The 20,029-nt window shown below is 71.1% G+C and carries 10 protein-coding genes; 7 read left to right on the plus strand and 3 right to left on the minus strand.

Annotated features, from left to right (window positions below; genetic code table 11):
- The first annotated feature begins 74 nt into the window (after positions 1-74).
- The 5 genes from Q7X29_RS26295 (at position 75) to Q7X29_RS26315 (ending at position 8,790) form a co-directional block, all read left to right on the plus strand.
- On the plus strand, positions 75-1,364 hold the full coding sequence (locus Q7X29_RS26295; RefSeq protein ID WP_316575674.1) for a wax ester/triacylglycerol synthase domain-containing protein: 1,290 nt from the start codon (positions 75-77) through the stop codon (positions 1,362-1,364).
- Positions 1,365-1,531: 167 nt separating this feature from the next.
- Positions 1,532-5,008, plus strand: coding sequence for an indolepyruvate ferredoxin oxidoreductase family protein (locus Q7X29_RS26300; protein WP_316575675.1), 3,477 nt, complete (start codon positions 1,532-1,534; stop codon positions 5,006-5,008).
- 191 nt (positions 5,009-5,199) lie between these two features.
- Positions 5,200-6,279, plus strand: coding sequence for a Glu/Leu/Phe/Val family dehydrogenase (locus Q7X29_RS26305; protein WP_316575676.1), 1,080 nt, complete (start codon positions 5,200-5,202; stop codon positions 6,277-6,279).
- Entirely contained in the window at positions 6,279-7,772 is a 1,494-nt protein-coding gene (locus Q7X29_RS26310) for an APC family permease (protein WP_218719330.1), read from the plus strand. The genes Q7X29_RS26305 and Q7X29_RS26310 overlap by 1 nt, the downstream gene beginning before the upstream one ends.
- Before the next feature lie 166 nt (positions 7,773-7,938).
- Positions 7,939-8,790: a 3-hydroxybutyryl-CoA dehydrogenase gene (locus Q7X29_RS26315; RefSeq protein WP_218719329.1), complete on the plus strand. Its 852-nt coding sequence runs from the start codon at positions 7,939-7,941 to the stop codon at positions 8,788-8,790.
- Between the two features lie 47 nt (positions 8,791-8,837).
- Here the strand turns inward: Q7X29_RS26315 and Q7X29_RS26320 are convergent, their stop codons facing one another.
- Together Q7X29_RS26320 and Q7X29_RS26325 are read right to left on the minus strand one after the other, a co-directional pair.
- Positions 8,838-9,572 (minus strand): IclR family transcriptional regulator, encoded by a 735-nt coding sequence (locus Q7X29_RS26320; RefSeq protein WP_316575677.1) that lies wholly within the window; start codon positions 9,570-9,572, stop codon positions 8,838-8,840.
- Positions 9,569-11,101, minus strand: coding sequence for an APC family permease (locus tag Q7X29_RS26325; protein WP_316575678.1), 1,533 nt, complete (start codon positions 11,099-11,101; stop codon positions 9,569-9,571). Before Q7X29_RS26325 ends, Q7X29_RS26320 begins: the two co-directional genes overlap by 4 nt.
- 255 nt (positions 11,102-11,356) lie before the next feature.
- On the opposite strand from Q7X29_RS26325, the gene Q7X29_RS26330 reads away from it, so the two are divergent.
- Positions 11,357-12,922 carry a flavin monoamine oxidase family protein gene (locus tag Q7X29_RS26330; RefSeq protein ID WP_218719382.1) on the plus strand — a complete coding sequence of 522 codons (1,566 nt, stop codon included), beginning with the start codon at positions 11,357-11,359 and terminating at the stop codon, positions 12,920-12,922.
- Positions 12,923-12,950: 28 nt separating this feature from the next.
- The gene (locus tag Q7X29_RS26335) at positions 12,951-13,598 is read left to right on the plus strand and encodes a Rid family hydrolase (protein ID WP_218719326.1); all 648 of its coding nucleotides are present in this window, start codon (positions 12,951-12,953) and stop codon (positions 13,596-13,598) included.
- Here the strand turns inward: Q7X29_RS26335 and Q7X29_RS26340 are convergent.
- The gene (locus Q7X29_RS26340) at positions 13,595-19,705 is read right to left on the minus strand and encodes a non-ribosomal peptide synthetase (RefSeq protein ID WP_316575679.1); all 6,111 of its coding nucleotides are present in this window, start codon (positions 19,703-19,705) and stop codon (positions 13,595-13,597) included. The two genes, Q7X29_RS26335 and Q7X29_RS26340, sit on opposite strands and share 4 nt — an antisense overlap.
- Positions 19,706-20,029: the final 324 nt, after the last annotated feature.

Consider the following 20,029-nt stretch of genomic DNA (forward strand, 5'->3'; position numbering starts at 1 on the left):
TGCGGCCCTGGCCGGGGCGATCGGCCGACGACGATGCTGGAGGTGACAGCACCAACCGACGACAGAAGGCACCCATGCGCGGGTCCCGACTCTCCGAGACCGATTTCCTCACGTGGCGGTTGCAGCAGAACCCGATCCTGCGGCCGACGATCGTCGCGGTGCTGATCCTCGATTCCGCACCCGGCTGGGATCGGCTGGTCGGCGCGGTCGAGCGCGCGACCCGGGCGGTGCCGGGATTCCGGAGCAAGCTGGTCGGCGAACGCCTCGGCCTGCGTCCGCCGCACTGGGTACCGGACCAGGCCTTCGACCTGTCGTGGCACCTGCGAGAGGTGCGAACTCACCGCCCGGTGGATGCCTCCGTGGCGCTCGAGTTCGCTCGCGCGGAGGCGATGGCGGTCTTCGATCGCGCCCGTCCGCTGTGGCGAGCGCAGCTGATACAGGGACCCGATGACGGCACCGCCGCACTGGTGCTGACGGTCCACCACACCCTGACCGACGGCGTCGGCGGTATGCGCATGCTGTCCGCGATGTGCGATGGCGAGGCAGCCGGGCACCGCTCGGACACCGGACCGGCGGCCGGCGCCACGCGTTCCGGCCCAGCCCACCGCGTGCGATCCGTGCGGGGCGCCGCCACGGCGGTGACCTCCCTCGCTCGCCTGGTCAAACCGGTCCTCTCGACCCTGTCACCGGTCATGACCGAACGCAGCACCGGACGCAGGCTCGCGGTGCTCGATCTTCCCGCCGAGCAGTTGCGGCGCAGCGCGCACACCGCTGGGTGCACGATCAACGACGCCTTCCTGACCGCGGTCCTCCTCGGCCTGCGCCGCTACCACGACCAGCACGGCGCGACCGTCGACCGGCTGCGGGTGACCATGCCGATCAGCCTGCGCGCCACGGACGATCCCCTCGGCGGCAATCGGATCAGCCTCGCCCGCTTCGTGGTCCCGGCGGACATCGCCGATGCCACCGACCTGATGCTCGCGGTGGACACAGCGGTTTCCGCCCAGCGGAACGAGCCGGGCGTCCACTACTCGGGCGCGGCCGCCGCTGTCCTCAACCGGGTCCCGATCCGGTTGATCTCGAGCATGCTGGAACACATCGACTTCGTCGCCTCGGATGTCCCGGGTTCCCCGGTGCCGCAGTTTCTCGCCGGGGCGCGCATCGATCGCCTGTACGCGTTCAGCCCGACGCTCGGCGCGTCGTTCAACATCACGCTCACCACGAATACCGGGATCTGCGGTGTCGGCATCAACGCCGACACCGCGGCCGTTCCCGATCTCCCGGCGCTGCGCGACTGCGTCGCGGCGGGATTCGACGCCGTACTGCGGGTGGGGCGCGACTCGGGCGAGACGGACCAGACGTGATGTGACCAAGGTCTCCCCGCTCGAGCAGATTGACACCCCCACCCCAGTGGCGTAGATCACTTTTGAGCAGACTGATCAACTTTTCGACTGACTGTTGACACCCATCACCCACCCACGGCAGATTTCGCGGCACCGATAGCAAGTTCCTTCGTTGCAGTGAGGCGTCCATGACCACCGTCGTCTGTCCGACCGCCCGGCCGCAGGCCGAGCCTGCCGCGCCCTACGACCTCGCCGATCGTTATCGCTCCGGAGCCGGACCGGTGCTGCTCACCGGCGTCCAGGCCATCGCGCGGCTGCTCGTGGAACAGCATGTGCGCGATCTGCGCGCCGGGCGCCGGGTGGCGACCTTCGTCTCGGGTTATCAGGGCAGTCCGCTGGGCGGGGTGGACAAGATGCTGCTCGGGATGCCGGAGGTGCGTGCCGAGCACGACATCACCTTCGTCCCCGGGTTCAACGAGGAACTGGCCGCCACCGCGGTCTGGGGCAGTCAGGCCGAGCTGCCCGCCGGCACAGCGACCCATGACGGCGTGGTCGGCGTCTGGTACGGCAAGGGGCCCGGCGTCGACCGCGCCACCGACGCGATCCGCCACGCCAACATGTACGGGGTGAACGCGCGGGGTGGCGTACTGCTGCTGGTGGGCGACGATCCGGCGTCGAAGTCGTCGACCGTGCCCGCGGTGAGCGAACGCTCGCTGGCCGCGCTGGGCGTGCCGGTGCTGTTCCCGCGCAATGCCGAGGAGATCATCACTCTGGGGATGCGGGGCATCGCGCTGTCGCGGGCCTCGGGCTGCGTGGTGGCGTTGAAGATCGTCGCCGACGTGGCCGACGGCGCCTGGACCGTCGACGCGAGCGTGGCCGATCTCGCCGTCACCGTGCCCGAGGTGCAGTGGGAGGGCAAGCCGTTCGGCTACCGGCAGCGGCCGATGGCGGCGCCCGCCGACAGCGTGCTCGCCGAGGCGGACCTCTACGGTCCGCGCTGGGCGATGGTGCAGGCGTACTCGGCGGCCAACGCCCTCGACGTGGTCGAGGTGGATCCGGCCGGGGCGAAGCTGGGCATCGCGGCCACCGGGACCACCTTCGACGCGGTCCGCCAGGCGCTGCTCGACCTGGGCGTCGACGAGGCGGCCATGCATCGGGCCGGTATCCGGCTGCTGCGCATCGGCATGCCGTACCCCGTCGGCGCGGCCGCGGTGACCGAGTTCGCCCGCGGCCTCGACGAGCTCGTGGTGGTCGAGGACAAGACCGCGTTCATCGAGACCCAGATCCGCGACATCCTCTACGGCACCCAGGACGCACCCCGCGTCCTCGGCAAGCACGACGAGCGCGGCGCGCGCCTGATGCCGGTCGACGGCGAACTCACCGCCGGTCGGCTGCTCGCCCCGCTGCGCCGGGTCCTTCGCGGCCGGGTGGAGCTGAAAAGGGCAGCGCCCCCGGCACTTCCGCTGGAGGTCCTGTCCGCCAAGCGCACGCCGTACTTCTGCAGCGGCTGCCCGCACAACCGGTCCACCGCGCTGCCGGAGGGCTCGATCGGCGGCGGCGGCATCGGCTGCCACACCCTGGTGACCATGTCCGGACGCGCCGACAGCGCGGTCACCGGGCTGACCCAGATGGGCGGGGAGGGCAGTCAGTGGATCGGCCAGGCGCCGTTCACCGATGTGCCGCACCTGTTCCAGAACATCGGCGACGGCACCTTCTTCCACTCCGGGCAGCTGGCCGTGCAGGCGTGTGTCGCGGCCGGGGTGAACATCACCTACAAGCTGCTCTGGAACGAGGTCGTCGCGATGACGGGCGCCCAGGACGTGGAGGGCGTGCTCACCGTCGCGCAGCTGACACACAAGCTCACCACCGAGGGCGTGCGGCAGATCATCATCTGCGCCGACGAACCTCGGCGGCACCGGAAGCGCTCGCTCGCCAAAGGCACGCTGCTGTGGCACCGCGACCGGCTCGACGAGGCCCAGCGGAGGCTGCGCGAGATCGAGGGCGTCACCGTGCTGATCTACGACCAGCACTGCGCCGCCGACGCGCGCAGGCAGCGCAAGCGCGGCGCGCTGCCGGTGCGCAACACCCGGGTGGTGATCAACGAGGCGGTCTGCGAAGGCTGCGGCGACTGCGGCACCAAGTCGAACTGTCTGTCCGTGCAGCCGGTCGAGACCGAGTTCGGCCGCAAGACCCGCATCGATCAGACCTCGTGCAACACCGACTACAGCTGCCTCGACGGCGACTGCCCGTCGTTCGTCACGGTGGAGACGGTGCCCGACAAGCCCCGAAAGGCCAAGCGCCGCAAGTCCACCGCACCGCCCACCGTCGCCGACCCCGGCCTCGGCGCGCCACAACGCACCCAGAACGTGCTGATCGCCGGCATCGGCGGCACCGGCATCGTGACGGTGAATCAGGTCTTGGCCACCGCTGCCCTGCGCGCCGGCTACGAGGTGGAGAGCCTGGACCAGATCGGGATGAGCCAGAAGGCCGGTCCGGTGGTCTCACACCTGCGGTTCTCGGGTGCGGAGCTGGAGCCGGCCAACCGGCTGACCCCGGGCAGCGCGGACTGCCTGCTCGCCGTCGACCTGCTCACCGCCACCGAATCGCGGTATCTGCAGTACGGCGACGCGGCCCGGACCGTGGCCGTGGCCTCGACGAGCCAGACCCCCACCGGCGACATGGTCTACGACAAGTCGGTGGCCTACCCCGCCACCGAGACGCTGCTGGATCGGCTCGCGGCGGTATCGCGTTCGACGCACCACCTCGACGCCCTCGCGGCGGCGCAGACCCTGTTCGGCAACACCGCGGCGGCCAACTTCCTGATCGTCGGCGCGGCCGTGCAGTCCGGTGGGCTGCGGCTGCCGGTGGCGGCGATCGAGGAGTCCATCGGGATCAACGGGGTCGCGGTGGATGCCAATATCGCGGCGTTCCGATGGGGGCGGGTCGCCGTCGCCGATCCGGCCGCGTTCGCCGCGGCTGTCGATGAGGGGCAGCCGCGACACACTCCCCCGCGGGTGCCGGTGGAACTGCTGGCGCACACCGACTTCGACGGCGAGGTGCGGCGGCTCCTGGAGCTGCGGGCGGCGAACCTGATCGGCTACCAGAACGCCGAGGTGGCCCGACGCTACATCGAGACCGTCGACATCGCCTGGGCGGCGGAGCGGAAGGTCACCGACCGCACCGACTTCAGCGAGGCCGTGGCACGCGGGCTCTACAAGTTCACCGCCTACAAGGACGAGTACGAGGTGGCCCGGCTGCTGGTCGATCCGGCATTCCTCGACGAGGTAGGGGCCCAGGTCCCCGGCGGCGAGAAGCTCACCTACCGGCTGCATCCGCCGGTACTGCGGGCCCTGGGCAGGCGCAAGAAGATCGGACTGGCGCCGAAATCGCATGTGGCGCTGAAGGTACTGGCCAAGGGCAAGTTCCTGCGCGGCACCAAGCTCGACCCCTTCGGCTATGCCCACGTCCGCAAGGTCGAGCGGGAACTGCTGGCCCACTACACCGACATGGTGCGGCGGCTGGCGGCCGAGCTGCGCCCGGAGAACTACGACACCGCCACCGCGGCCGCCGCGCTGCCCGACGTGGTGCGCGGCTACGAGGACATCAAGCTCGCCAATGTCGAGCTGTACCGCGACAGACTGCGCGAGCTCGGCATCGAGTACTGACGAAACACCCTGCGGCGCGCCCACTGCGGAGCTCCGCGACACCCGTCGCGCACCGGCGGTGACGATCCCACCGTCGTGCGCCACCGCACCACGACCCCCGTGGTGCGCCCCACCGCCGCACACCCGCGGCACCACAACACCGACGCACCCCGGCACGACCCGTGGTGCGCGGCCACCGAAAGGAATCGACAGTGACCGTTGTGCACACCGAAGCGGGAGTCTTCGGCCGATCGCACGAGTTGAGCGCCCGCGCCCACGAGCAGGTGGTGTTCTGCGAGGACGACAGGTCCGGGCTGAAGGCGATCATCGCCATCCACTCGACCGCGCTCGGTCCGGCCCTGGGCGGCACCCGCTTCTACCCGTACGCCGACGAGTCCGCGGCGCTGCAGGACGTGCTGCGGCTGTCGTGGGGCATGACCTACAAGGCCGCCGCGGCCGGGGTCGACCTCGGCGGCGGCAAGGCGGTGATCATCGGCGATCCGGCGACCGCCAAGAGCGAAGAACTGCTGGCGGCCTACGCCCGCTTCGTCGAGACCCTCGGCGGGCGCTACATCACCGCGGGCGATGTGGGCACCGACACCGATGACCTGGATGTCATCGGCAGGCACACCCGCTACGTCACCGGCCGCAGCGTCGCCGCGGGCGGCAGCGGCGACAGCGCCAGGCTGACCGCCCTCGGTGTCTTTCACGCGATGCGCGCCGGGGCCGAATCCGTGTGGGGCGCACCGACACTGGCCGGTCGCACGGTCGGCGTGGAAGGCGTCGGCAAGGTCGGCCGCGAGCTCACCGCCCTGCTGCTGGCCGACGGCGCCGAGGTCTGCGTCACGGATGTGAACGAGGCCGCCCTGCGGCGCATCGCCGACGAACAGCCCGCCGTGCGGCTGCTGTCCACGGTGGCCACCGCCCCGGTCGACGTCTACGCCCCGTGCGCCATGGGCGCCACGCTCACCGCGGCGAGCGCACCGACGATCGAGGCCAAGCTGATCTGCGGCGCGGCCAACAACCAGCTCGCGACCCCCGAGGTGGAGCAGGCGCTGAGCGACCGCGGCATCACCTGGGTGCCCGACTTCGTCGCCAACGGCGGCGGCCTCATCCAGGTCGCGGGCGAACTGCGCGGCGCCGCTCCGGCCGAGGTCGAGGCCGAGGTCGCCGACATCTACCCGCGCTGCCGCGAGATCATCGCCACCGCGCTGTCGGCAGGGATCGGGACCGGCGCCGCCGCCAACCGGTTCGCCGAACGCCGGCTCGACGCCATCCCCCGGTCGCTCTGATGACCGGCACGAGCGGCTTGTTCCGCACCAAATCGGTCGAGCAGTCGATCCGGGACACCGACGATCCGGAGTCCAAGCTGCGCAAGGATCTGACGGCCAAGGACCTGACGATCTTCGGTGTCGCGGTGGTGATCGGCGCGGGCATCTTCACCCTCACCGCGCGCACCGCGGGCACGGTGGCGGGACCCGCGGTCTCGCTCGCCTTCGTCTTCGCGGCGGTCGCCTGCGGCCTGACGGCCCTGTGTTACGCCGAGTTCGCCTCGACCGTGCCGGTCGCCGGCAGCGCGTACACCTTCGCCTACGCGACCTTCGGTGAGGTCATCGCCTGGATCATCGGCTGGGATCTGATCCTGGAGTTCGCACTCGCGGTCGCGGTGGTCGCCAAGGGATGGTCGCAGTATCTGGGCAATGTGCTCGGGTCGTCGGCGCCGGTGGTGCAGATCGGCTCGCTGCACTTCGATTGGGGCGCGGTGCTGATCATCGCGGTGGTCGGCGTGCTGCTGGCCACCGGGACCAAGCTGTCCTCGCGGGTGTCGGCCATCGCCGTGGCGATCAAGCTGGGCGTGATCGCGCTGGTCCTGGTGGTCGGCGCGACCTACTTCACGCCGTCGAATCTGACCCCCTACATCCCGCCGTCGGCACCGTCGGAGAAGGCCGAGGGCCTGCGGCAGTCGCTGTTCGCCTTCCTCACCGGCTCCGGCGGCACCAGCTACGGCTGGTACGGCCTGCTCGCCGCGGCGAGCCTGGTGTTCTTCGCCTTCATCGGCTTCGACGTGGTCGCCACCACCGCCGAGGAGACCCGCAACCCGCAGCGCGACATCCCGCGCGGCATCCTGGGCTCACTGGCCATCGTGACCGTGCTCTACATCGCGGTCTCGCTGATCCTCACCGGCATGGTCCCCTACACCGCGCTGGCCGACGGCAACGCCACCCTCGCGACGGCCTTCGCCATCCACGGTGCCACCTGGGTGAAGAACATCATCGCGATCGGCGCGCTGGCCGGTCTGTCGACGGTGGTCATGGTGATGTTCCTGGGCCAGACCCGGGTGCTGTTCGCCATGGCCCGCGACGGGCTGCTGCCCCGCGGCCTGGCCCAGACCGGGAAGAAGGGCACGCCGGTCCGGTTGACCGTGATCGTGGGCGTGGTCTGCGCGCTGCTGGCCGGGTTCGTCGACTTCGGCACGCTCGAGGAAATGGTCAATATCGGCACCCTGGTGGCCTTCGTGCTGGTGTCGGTCGGTGTGCTGGTGCTGCGCCGGACCCGCCCCGATCTGCCGCGTGGCTTCCGCGTCCCGTTCGTTCCGGTGGTGCCCGTCCTCGGCGCGCTGGCGTGCGTGTGGTTGATGGTGAACCTCTCGATCGAGACCTGGCTGCGCTTCGTGATCTGGATGGCCCTCGGTGTCGTCGTCTACTTCGCCTACGGCCGTCGGCACTCGGTCCTCGGTCGCGGGCGACGGGAGCCGGCCGAGCCGGAGCTGACGCCCGTCCGATAGCCGAAACCCGCTGGGCCGCCACCGCTCGACCATCGAGGCGGTGGCGGCCCGGTGGGCGTCCGTGCCCCCGGTGGCCAGCGCTTTCGACAGCCTGTGGCACTCAGTGCCAGCTCGGGTGAAATAATCCCCGGGACAGCCAGGGCAATGCGATGTTGGGAGTTCTGCAGTGGAGTTGATCGGAGTGATCGGTGGCGGCACCATGGGTGCCGGCATCGCGGAGGTGTGTGCCAAGGCAGGCAGCTCGGTGCTCGTGCTCGAGACCAAGCCGGAGTTCGCCGAGGCGGCCGAGCAGCGGATCGCGAGCTCGATCAGCCGGGGCGTGTCCCGCGGCAAGATCACCCAGGAGGAGGCCGACGCGGCGATCGCGCGCGTGCGGGTCACCCTGGACATCGACGAGTTCGCCGACCGTGACCTGGTGATCGAGGCCGCGCCGGAGATCGAGTCGGTCAAGTACGAGATCTTCGGCAAGCTCGACAAGATCGTCAAGCCCGAGGGCATCCTCGCCACCAACACCTCCTCGATCCCGGTGATCAAGGTGGCCGGCGCCACCGAGCGTCCCGAGCGCGTGGTCGGCGTGCACTTCTTCAACCCGGTGCCGGTGATGCCGCTGGTCGAGATCATCTCGACCCTGGTGACCGCGCCGGAGGCGGCCGCGGCCGTCACCGACTACGCCAAGAACACCCTGGGCAAGATGACCGTGCAGGCCGGTGACCGCTCCGGCTTCATCGTCAACGCGCTGCTCATCCCCTACCTGTGCTCGGCGATCCGGATGCTCGAGTCCGGCTACGCCACCGCCGAGGACATCGACGCGGCCATGAAGGGCGGCTGCGGCTACCCGATGGGTCCGCTGACCCTGCTCGACACCGTCGGCCTCGACATCGCCCTGGCCGCCTCGGAGTCGCTCTACGCCGAGTTCGCCGAGCCGCACCTGGCTCCGCCCGCGCTGCTGCGCCGGATGGTCGACGCGGGCCGCCTCGGCCGCAAGTCCGGCCGTGGGTTCTACGACTACGCGAAGTGATCGCGTCCCACGGGAGCCGGCTGCGCGGCTCCCGTGGGGTCTTCCCCTCAGAAACTCACCCGCAGGGCCGAGGCGGCCAGCAGGTCGATGAGATCGCGGTCGTGCACCGGTAGCCGGCCGGTCGTGCCGATGGCCGCCAGCGCGCCCGCGACGGTGCCGTCGGTCGCGCGCACCGGCACCGCGACGGCGCTGCGGCCGACGCGACATTCGTTCACCTCGGTGGCGACGGCGCGCGCGCTGACCCGCCGCAATTCGGCGGCGAGTTCGGCCGGGGAGGTGATCGTGAAGGTCGTCACCCGGCGCAGTGGGCCCTCGGCGAGCTCGGGGTGCTGTGCCATCAGCACCTTGCCGATGGCCGAGGCATGCGGATGGCGGACGAGAATCTTCTCCCCGCTCAGCTCGTGATCGGGATCCTTGTCGATCATCCGGATCCGGTGGCCGGTGAACGCGGCGAGATGGATGCCGAAGCGCACCTGGGCACGCACATCCTCGAGTACCTGACGGTGATCGGTCGCGGGTTCGGGTGCGGCACCGGCCAATTCGCGAGTGCGGCGGCCGAGCGCGAAGCCGGACAGGTCCTCGATGCGCACCAGGTAGCCGTCGGCGACGAGCAGATTCAGCAGCCGATAGGCCGTCGCCGGGGCGATCCCGGTCTGCGCGGCGATCTCCTTCGCGGTGGCGCCCGAGCCCAGCCGCGCCACCGCTTCCAGCAGGGCCAGGGCCTTCTGAACGGCGCGCGGCTCGTGTCCGGTCGGGCCGTCGCGGCGGGTCGTCGCGGTCATCGTTCGCCGGGGCCGAACCGCCGCCGCCCGGCCTGATTCCCCCCGCTTCGCCGCACCCCGACCAGGGCGATCGCGCCGCGGGCGTTGACGGCGAACACCCCGGCGCCCGGTAAGACGTCGGCCGACTCGGGGCTGTCGAAAACCCCGATGGCGCGGAGGCTTTCGGGATGCGCCCGCCGGAGATAGCGGTACCAGAGCGCGCCCGCGAGCAGTACGGCGACGACCATCACGGGCGCGATCAGGACACCGTGCCGCGCGTCGGAGACCGTCAGATACCCGAGGACGACGGCGAGGACGGAGCTCGCGGTCCCGCCCGCGTAGCGATCCAGGTGGCTCAGCTCGTCGATGCGGGCGAGAAACCGCACCGCCGCCACCGCGACCAGGATGTAGGACAGCGCCAGCGCGGTCCGCACGACGGTCTTCACCGACATGGGCACCCCGTCGAGCGCGACGAAGAGCAGACCGCCCGCCGCGACCGTGCCGGTGCTGACGATCAACGCGACGTGCGGGGTCCGCAGCCGCGCGCCCACCCGGCCGAACACCCGCGGCAGCACACCCTCCACGCTCATCGAATAGACCAGCCGCGAGGCGGCATTCGACGACGCCATCGACGAGCCGAGCCACGAACACGTGAGTCCCGCGTCCAGCAGGATCACCACGAGCAGGCCGGCTCCGCCCGCCGTGCCGTGCAGATACGCGTTGACCACCGTCCCCGCGCGCCCCGACCAGGCCGCCCAGGACGCGAAGATGAACAGGGCACCGCACAGGATCGGGGTCCACAGCACGGTGCGGGTCACCGTCACCAGCGGACGCCGCGTCTCCGGCGCGAAGAAGGTGGCACTCTCGAATCCCGCCAGGGCGAACAGCGCCGACAGCGCGATCGCCAGCACCGCGGGCACATTCGGCGCGACCGGGGTGATCGGCACCGCGGGCCCCGACACCAGCATCAGACCGATGATGAAGCTCAGCGAACACGCCTCGACCGCCAGGATCGCGATCGCGGCGAACCGGACACCCCGCACCAGCACGGCGCCGACGAGCACCGCGATGGCGAGGTAGACCGCGCCGATCCCCCAGCCGCGCACAGTGATTCCGAGCTGCGCGGCCAGCGCCAGCGCGGTCTGCGAGCCGTGATACATCGTCAGCGCGGCACTGCCGAGATACTTCACGAGCATGCCGACCCCGCAGGTCAGCGCCGCCCGCGGCCCGGCGCCGTGGCTGACGAAGGTGTAGAGCCCGCCCGCCGCGGACAGTCGCCGGGTGAACTGCGCCAGGCAGTGCGCGATCAGGGTGACGACCACCGTCGCGACGACGATCGTGACCAGCCCGGGCAGCAGCGCGTCGTGGGTCAGCATGGTCACCGGCAGCAGCACCATCGAGGCGGCGGGCGCGGTCGTGGCCACCGACTGACCGAGCAGCGCGACGCCCGAGAGCTGCCTGCGGCCCAGCGCGCGCAACGGCGACACCGCGGGCCGTTCGGGTTCGCCCGCCGCGAACGACCTCGCGACCGCGTCGGCCAGAGCAGTCACCACACACCTCCCACGCCGGCGACGCGTGCTCGCCGGTGCGGGCGACCCTAACCAGAGCGGGTTTCGGCGATATTGCGGTGGTGAGTCCGTCGGTGGACACCGAGCGAGAAAGTGCCGCCGCCCCTCTCACTCGCCACCCGGTGAACGTTTTCCCCGGCGTAGCGCCACCGCCGCAGCGCCCTTCGAGACTTTCACGGAACGGACATCGCGGATCAGCGGACGGAGCGCCCCATGGCAGTCACCAGAAGATCATTCATGCAGAGCCTCGGGGTCACCGGCGGCGCGGGGCTGGCCTACGGAGCGTTGTCGACGCTGGGTCTGGCGCCCGCCACGGCGCAGGTGCCGTTCCGGTCCCCCGCCAGGGGCGATCTTCTCGGCACGTCGGCCGCGGGCGCGTCGGTCGCGATCCTCGGTGGCGGGCCCGCCGGACTGTGCGCGGCCTACGAATTGCGCAAGGCGGGCTACGACGTGACCGTGCTCGAGGCCAGGAAGCGGCCGGGCGGGCGGGTGTGGTCGGTACGCAACGGCACGACCGAGACCGACCTCAACGGCGAAACCCAGACCTGCACGTTCGCCGAGGGGCACTACTTCAATCTGGGCGCCACGCGGATTCCGCAGGGCCACATCACCCTCGACTACTGCCGCGAACTGGGGGTCGAGGTCCAGCCCTTCGGCAATCAGAACGCCAACACCCTGGTCAACTACCAGAGCGCGACGCCGATCTCCGGGCAGTCGGTGCAGTATCGGGCGGCCAAGGCCGACATGTACGGCTACCTGTCGGAGCTGTTGCAGAAGGCAGCGTCGCGGGGCGCGCTCGACGATGTGCTCACCGGCGCCGACAAAGAGGCGCTGGCCTCGTTCCTGCGCGACTTCGGCGATCTGTCCAGCGACGGCCGCTATCTCGGTTCGCCCCGGCGCGGCTACGACTCCGAACCCGGTGCGGGACTGAACTTCGGCGACCAGCGCAAGCCGTTCGCCCTGTCCGACACCATCCGCAGCGGTCTCGGCCGCAACTTCAGCTTCGAGTTCGGCTACGACCAGGCCATGATGATGATGACCCCGGTCGGCGGCATGGACCGCATCTACACCGCCTTTCAGCGCGAGATCGGCACCGAGCGGATCCGCTTCGGCGCCGAGGTCTCGGCCATGCGGAACACCCCGGGTGGGGTGCGGGTCGAGTACACCCAGGACGGTGCGAAGCAGGCCATCGACGCCGACTACTGCATCTGCACGCTGCCCCCGAATCTCGTCGGGCGCCTGGCCACCAATCTGCCCGCCGGCGTGCTGACGGCGCTGAAAGCGGCGATCCCGGTGTCCTCCGGCAAGCTCGGCATCGAGTACTCGCGGCGCTGGTGGGAGCTGGAGGACCGGATCTACGGCGGCGCGACCAATACCGACAAGGACATCGCGCAGATCATGTTCCCGTACGACCACTACCACGGCGAACGCGGTGTGGTGGTCGGCTACTACAACACCGGCAAACGGCATCAGGCCTTCGAATCCCTCACCCACCGCCAGCGATTGGCGAAGGCGGTCGAAGAGGGCTCGGCCATCCACGGCGAGAAGTACGGGCGCGATATCGCCTCGTCGTTCTCCGGCAGTTGGCGGCGCACCAAGTATTCCGAGGGCGCGTGGGTCGGTTGGTCCGGCAGCGACGCGCACGGCGGGGTCGCCACGCCGGAATACACCACGCTGCTCGCGCCGGTCGAACGGGTGTATTTCGCCGGCGACCACCTGTCCAACGCGATCGCCTGGCAGCACGGCGCCTTCACCTCGGCCCGCGATGTGGTCACCGCGCTGCACGCCCGCGTCGCCGCCTGAACAACCCACTCGGACAAGGAGACCCACCATGAAGACCCTGATCGGTGTCGCCGCGACGACCCTCGTGACCCTCACCCTCACCGGCTGTTCCGCCGATTCCGACGCCGCCCAGACCCCGAAGCAGGCCCCGAGCTCGTCGATTCTGGAAGCGGGCCAGGCCACTCCGATGATCGCGCAGGGCGTGGTGATCGCCGCCGACGCCGCCGTCTACAAGACCAGCGGCATCGGCCCCACCGCGCTCAACAAGACAGCCCCCACCGGCAGTCCCGAATCCTTCATCGACACCCAACAATTCGCCGGCGGCACGCTGGGGCCCGGCGTGACCGTCACCGAGGCGCAGGGGATGTCGGTACTGGCCCGGATCAGGGAGAACCTGGAAGCTCAGGGACTGACCCTGGACGACGTGGTCACCATGCGGGTGTTCCTCGACAACGCTCCCGGCACCGACCGTGCCGACTACGCGGGCTGGAACCGCGCCTACCGCCAGTTCTTCGCCAACACCAACCTCGACACCGGCGACACCGAGCTCGTCCCGCTCGGCACCGCCGCCCCGGCCGCTCCCCTGGTCCGCAATGCCGCGCGGCCGACCAGGTTCGCGCTCGAGGTGGCGAGCCTGCCGGTCGCGGGCTGGCTGGTCGAGGTGGAGGTCGACGCGGTGTTCCCGGCGGACGCCTAGGCCGGCGCCAGGGTGCCCGCGTCCGGTGCGGGGAAGAACCCGGTCTCGATGTAATGGTCGAAGTAGCGGCTGATGACGGTCGCGTCGACCGCGGGGAACTCGATCGGCAACCCCCGGTAGGGCTCGGCGGGGGCGGCGGATTCGACCGCGCTCAGGACCGTCGCGGGGGTCGCCGCGGCGGTGGCGGCGGCGTAGTTGCCGCTCAGGGCCGAGGCGCGGGCCAGGATCGGATCGGCGTCCGCGCGTTCGGCGGCGGAGGTCAGGGTCAGGCCGAATTCCATCGGGTCGATGAAGTCGAACCGGTAGTGACGGCGCAGGATCTCCTCGTAGACCACCTGCAGCGGCACCTGGGCGCCCGCCGCCCGGTAGATGTTGCCGATCGCGGCGGCGTCACGCGACTGGTGCACGATGCCCGCCGCGACGTGGTCGACCGGGGCCATCTCGACGCCGATCGCGCGCACGTCGACGGCGACACCGAGCACCAGCATGGCGCGCAGCATGGTCCACCAGGCGTCCTCGGCGGGCGCGACGCCGGTGCGCGAGTCGCCGGTGATCAGGCCGGGCCGGTAGACGGCGACCGGGATGCCGCGCTCGATCGCGGTGTGCACCAGCTGCTCGGCGACCCACTTGGTCATGGCGTAACCGGGCAGACCGCCGGGCACGCCGCTGTCCTGCGGGATACCGGCCAGCACCGACAACGTCGAGACGTAGTGCACCGGCTTGACCCGGGTGGTGGTCGCCAGGCGCAGCACCTCGGTGGTGCCGCCGACATTGGCGTCGCGCATCCGGGCGTACGGCTCGAGATGGTTGACCAGCGCGCCGTTGTGATAGATCGCGTCGACCCGCGCGGCCAGTTCGGCGAAGCGCAGCTGTTCGATGCCCAGCCTCGGCTGCGCCAGATCGCCCGGCACGCCGACGATCCGGTCCCGGTAGGGCGTCAGATCGATGCTGTACTTCGCGGCGGTCGCGACGATCCGGTCCACCGCGCTCGCGTCGTCGGTGGCCCGGACCAGGCAGTGGATCGTCGCCCGGGTCTGCTCGAGCAGTTCGCGCAGTAGGAAGCTGCCGAGGAACCCGGTGGCGCCGGTGAGCAGCAGCGTCGCCGGATCGCCGGGTCGCTGAGGCGCGCAGCCGGTGAGATCGATCGCGGGGTCCAGGACGGTGTCGACGGCCGGATCGGGGCCCGCCGCCGAGGCCGAGGATTCGTCGCGCACGGCCAGTGCCAGGTCGCTGACCAGCGGGTAGCTGAACAGCAGACGCAGGGGCACCTCGATGCCGAGGCGCTCGGCGAGCGCGGCGCGCACCCGGATCGCCGAGAGCGAGGTGCCGCCGAGGACGAAGAAGTCGTCGTCGCGGCCGACCCGCTCCAGGTCGAGGACCTGCGCGAACACCGCCGCCACGATCTCCTCGTCGGCGGTCGCGGGCGCCTGGTACTCGCGCTGTCGCATCGCGGGCGCGGGCAGCGCCTTGCGGTCGAGCTTGCCGGTGGCGCCGAGCGGGAACTCGGCCAGCTCCAGCAGCCGGTGCGGAATCATGTACGGCGGCAACAGTGTTCGGATCACGGCCTGCACATCGGCGAGGTCGACGGTCTGCCCGGCGGCCGGGACGACGTAGCCGACGAGCTGTTCATGGTGCACCGTCACCGCGGCGCCCGCGACGGCCGGGTGGGCGCGCAGCGCGGCCTCGATCTCGCCGGGCTCGATGCGCAGGCCGTGCAGTTTGAGCTGGACGTCGGTGCGGCCCAGGTAGGTCAGGTCACCCGAGGGGAGCCTGCGGACCAGGTCACCGGTGCGGTACATGCGCTCACCGACGGGACCGTACGGATCGGCGACGAAGCGCTCGGTGGTCTTGTCCGGGCTGCCGAGGTAGCCCCGCGCCAGCTGCGCGCCGGCCAGGTAGAGCTCACCGGGCGTGCCGACCGGCACCGGCCGCAGCCGGGCGTCGAGGACGTAGGCGCGAGAGTTCCAGTGCGGCGTGCCGATCGGGACGATGCCGTCCCCGACATCGGTCACATCGGCGGCGGTGATGGACACCGTCGCCTCGGTGGGTCCGTACAGGTTGTGCAGCCTGCCCGCGGTGGCGGTGGTGAAGCGGGTGATGGTGGCGTTGGGCAGCGCCTCGCCACCGACCCAGACAGCGCGTACCGAGCGCAACGCGCCGGACGGCGCCGCCTCGAGCAGCATCTGCAACACCGACGGCACGATCGTGGTGCCCGTGACCCGATGTCGCGCGATGAGACCGGCGAGGTAGGCCGGGTCGGTCAGACCGGGCGCGGCGGCCACGATCATGTGCGCGCCCGCGCGCAGCGGGGTCGCGAAGCCGATCATCGAGGCGTCGAAGGTCCACGGAATCGATTGCAGGACGGTGTCGCCGGTGCCCACGGCGTACTCGCCGACCATGAAGGCCGCCTGGTTGACGATGGCCGAGTGCGGCACCCCGACACCCTTGGGCTTGCCGGTGGACCCGGAGGTGAAGATGACATAGGCCAGATCCAGCGCGCGCAGCGGGCGCAGGCGGTCGGCATCGGTCAGCGGGCGGTCCGGGAAGGCCGACAGCGCACCGGAATTCGCGACCAGATCGACCGAGACGACCGGCAGTCCGTCGACCTCGACGGTGTCGGCCACCGTCGTCAGCACACAGACCGGGGCGGCGACCGACACGATGTCGGCGCGGCGTTCGGCCGGGGCGTCCGGGTCGATCGGCACGTAGGCGCCACCGGCGGTGAAGACCGCGTACATGGCGACGACCAGGTCGATCGACGGCCGGATCGCGACCGCCACGGTCGTGCCGGGGCCGACGCCGGTGGCGACGAGCAGCCGGGCCAGCCGGTTGACCCGGCTCGCGAATTCGCCGTAGGTCAGCGTCGATTCGGCGAAGGTGACGGCGGGCGCGTCCGGGCGCAGCAGCGCCTGCGTCGCGACGGCCTCGGCGAGGGTCGCCTCGGGCACCAGCCGCACCTCGCCCGCGGGTTCGCCGCGCTCGGCCTCGGTCAGCAGCGGCAGGTCGCCGACGGGGCGGTCCGGCGCGGCGACGGCCGCGGCCAGCAGCCCGGCCAGGCGCTGACCCAGCATCGCCATGGTCGACTCGTCGAACAGATCGGTGGCATAGCGCCAGGAGCAGCGCAGTCCGGCCGGGCCCGCCGCGTCCTCGTGCGGGACGACGGTCAGTTGCAGATCGACCGGCGCGACCTCGTCGCCCAGGTCGACGGCCGAGACCGCCAGGTCGGGCAGTTCCAGCCGGGCGCCGCCGAAGTTCTGGAACGACAGCGCCACCTGGTAGAGCGGGTGATGCGCCTGGGTGCGCGGCGGATCCAGTTCGGCGACAAGACGTTCGAACGGCACGTCGGCGTGGGCGAACGCGGCCAGGTCGGTCTCGCGGACCCGATCCAGCAGGGCGGTGAAGGGTTCGGCGGCGTCGACGCGGGTGCGCAGCACGACGGTGTTGACGAACATGCCGACCAGGTCGTCGAGTTCGGGCTCACCACGACCGGCGACCGGCGCGCCCACGGTGACATCGTCGGTGCCCGCGATGCGCGCGAGCAGCACCGACAGCGCGGCCCGCACCACCATGAACAGCGACGCGTTGTGGTCGCGCGCCAGGGTGTCCAGCGCCCGGTGCAGCGACGCGTCGACCGCGAAGTGGTGCGCGGCGCCGCGACTGCCCGCGATCGGCGGACGCGGCCGGTCGGTGGGCAGCTCCAGCAGGGTCGGCGTGCCCGCGAGTTCCTCGCGCCAGTACCCGAGCTGCTGGGCCAGCAGCGAGCCGGAATCCTCGGCCGCGCCGAGCATCTCCTGCTGCCAGAGGGTGTAGTCGGCGTACTGCACCGGCAGCGGGGCCCAGTCCGGCGCCGCGCCGTGGGTGCGCGCGGCGTAGGCGGTCACCAGGTCACGGGTGAGCGGAGCGAGGGAGAAGCCGTCGGTGGCGATGTGGTGCACCACCACGGCCAGCACGTGTTCGGTCGCCGAGAGCTGGAACAGCGCGGCGCGCACGGGAACTCGCGCGCAGACATCGAAGCCGCCGAAGGTCAGCCGGGCCAGCTCCATCCGCAGGTCGGACTCGGCGATCGCGGTGACGGGCACGTCGAGCCCGGCCTCGGCCACCGACAGCACCCGCTGGTAGCCCTGACCGTCGTACTCGGGGTACACCGTGCGCAGGACCTCGTGGCGGTCGAGCACGTCGTCGAGAGCGGCGGTCAGGGCCGCGGTGTCGAGCGGGCCGGACAGCCGCAGCGCGACCGGGATGTTGTAGGCGCTGGAACCGGGGTCGAGGCGGGCCATGAACCACATGCGCTGCTGGGCGAGCGACAGCGGTACCCGCTCGCCGCGCGCACGCCGGGTCAGCGGGACCCGCACGGCCGCCTCGCCGACGAGTGCGTCGAGCGCGGCGGCCAGGTCGGCGACGGTGCCGTGTTCGAACACGGTACGGGCGGGCACGCGCACGCCGGTGCTCGCGCCGAGGCGGCCAGCGAGGCGGGTGGCCAGCAGCGAGTTGCCGCCGAGGGCGAAGAAGTCGTCGTCGCGGCCGATCTGGCCCGCGCCGAGCAGGTCGGCGAAGATCTCGGCGACCGACTCCTCGGTGCCGGTGCGCGGAGCCGCGAAGGCGCGGGCGGTCAGCTCCGGCTCGGGCAGCGCCCGGTAGTCGAGCTTGCCGACCGGGGTGAGCGGCAGCCGCTCGATGGGCACGATGGCGGCGGGGACGGCGTGCGCGGGCAGACGCCGCTCGGCCAGGCGGGTCAGCGCGGCCGAGTCGACGGTGGCGCCCGCCGCGGGCACGACGTAGGCGATGAGCGCGTCCACGCCGCTGGGCAGGGTGCGCACGAGGGTGGTCGCGAAGCGGACGGACGCGTCGGCGGTGAGCACCGCGTCGATCTCGCCCAGCTCGATGCGGAAGCCACGCAACTTGACCTGGGCGTCGGTGCGGCCGAGGAAGGTCAGCTGCGGGTCGCCGTCGGCGGTGAACTCCCATTTCACCAGGTCGCCGGTGCGGTAGAGCCGGCCACCGGTGATCGGATCGGCGACGAAACGGGCCGCGGTCAGCCCGGCGCGCTCGTGATAGCCGCGGGCCAGACCGGGACCGGCCAGATACAGCTCGCCGGGGGTGCGGTCCGGGACCGGCCGCAGCCGGGCATCGAGGACCACCGCGGTCATGCCGGGGATGGGGCCGCCGATGGTGATCAGGTCACCGGGGGCCAGCGGATCGCTGATCGAGGCCGCGACGGTGGTCTCGGTGGGGCCGTAGAGGTTGTAGAAGTTGCGTCCGGGCGACCAGCGCGCGATCAGCTCCGGCGGGCAGGCCTCGCCACCGACGACGATCGCGGCCAGGTCCGGCAGATCCGACCCGTCGACACCGGCGAGCGCGGCGGGGGTGATGAAGGCGTGGGTCACCCGTTCGGCGCGCAGCAGGTCGGTCAGCTCGTCGCCGCCGTAGATGTCGGGCGGCGCGATGACCATCGTCGAGCCGGCGCCGATGGCCAGCAGCAGTTCCAGGATGCTGGCGTCGAAGCTGGGCGAGGCGAAATGCAGCGTGCGGGACGCGCCGGTGATCCGGAAGCGGCGGATCTGCTCGGCGCACAGCCCGGCCAGGCCGGTGTGGGTGACGGCGACGCCCTTCGGCACGCCGGTCGAGCCGGAGGTGTAGATGATGTAGGCGATGTCCTCGCCGAACAGCCTGCGAGTGCGGTCGCCGGCGACCACGGGTGCGTCCGGGGCGCGCTCGAGCTCGTCGCGGCACTCGGCGGAGTCCAGGGCCAGCCAGCGCAGTCCGGCGTCGAGCCGGGCGGCGTCGGCGGCCAGGGCGACGCCGAATCCGGCGCCGGAGTCGGCGAGCATGTGCGCGACCCGCTCGGCCGGATAGCGCGGGTCGACGGGCACGAACGCGGCGCCGGTCTTGGCCACCGCCCACAACGCCACCATCGACTCGATCGATCGGGTCAGTGCCAGCACCACCCGGTCACCGGGGCCGACACCGCGCTCGATCAGCACCCGGGCCAGCTGCGAGGACTGCTGGTCGAGTTCGGTGTAGGTGAGCACGCGTCCGGCCAGGCTCAGCGCCTGCGCCTCCGGTGCGCGCTCGACGGCGGCCATCAGCAGCCGGGGCAGGGTGGACACCGGCGATCGACGGCCGCGGCGCGCGGCGGGACGACGTACGCCAGAAGCTTGCTCGGTCACCGGTAATGCTTCCCTTCACCATCGATCACCCCTGCGATCGCACTGCTCGAACGTCGCCTGGACTCTCGGCTACACCGGGGTATCGGGAAAATCCTGCGTGACGGTACCGCAAATATCTCATCAATTTTGGCGCAGCGGCAATTTGGAGGTTTCAGTTCACAATGGTTGGGTATAGCCAACTGCCCGGTATGTAACCCACGTCATACGCAGGTCATATGCTGTGCGAACGAATTTGGGGCGGATGTGACTGTTTCACATTTCGCG

This window comes from Nocardia canadensis (genome assembly GCF_032656385.1).
Taxonomy (GTDB): Bacteria; Actinomycetota; Actinomycetes; order Mycobacteriales; family Mycobacteriaceae; genus Nocardia; species Nocardia canadensis.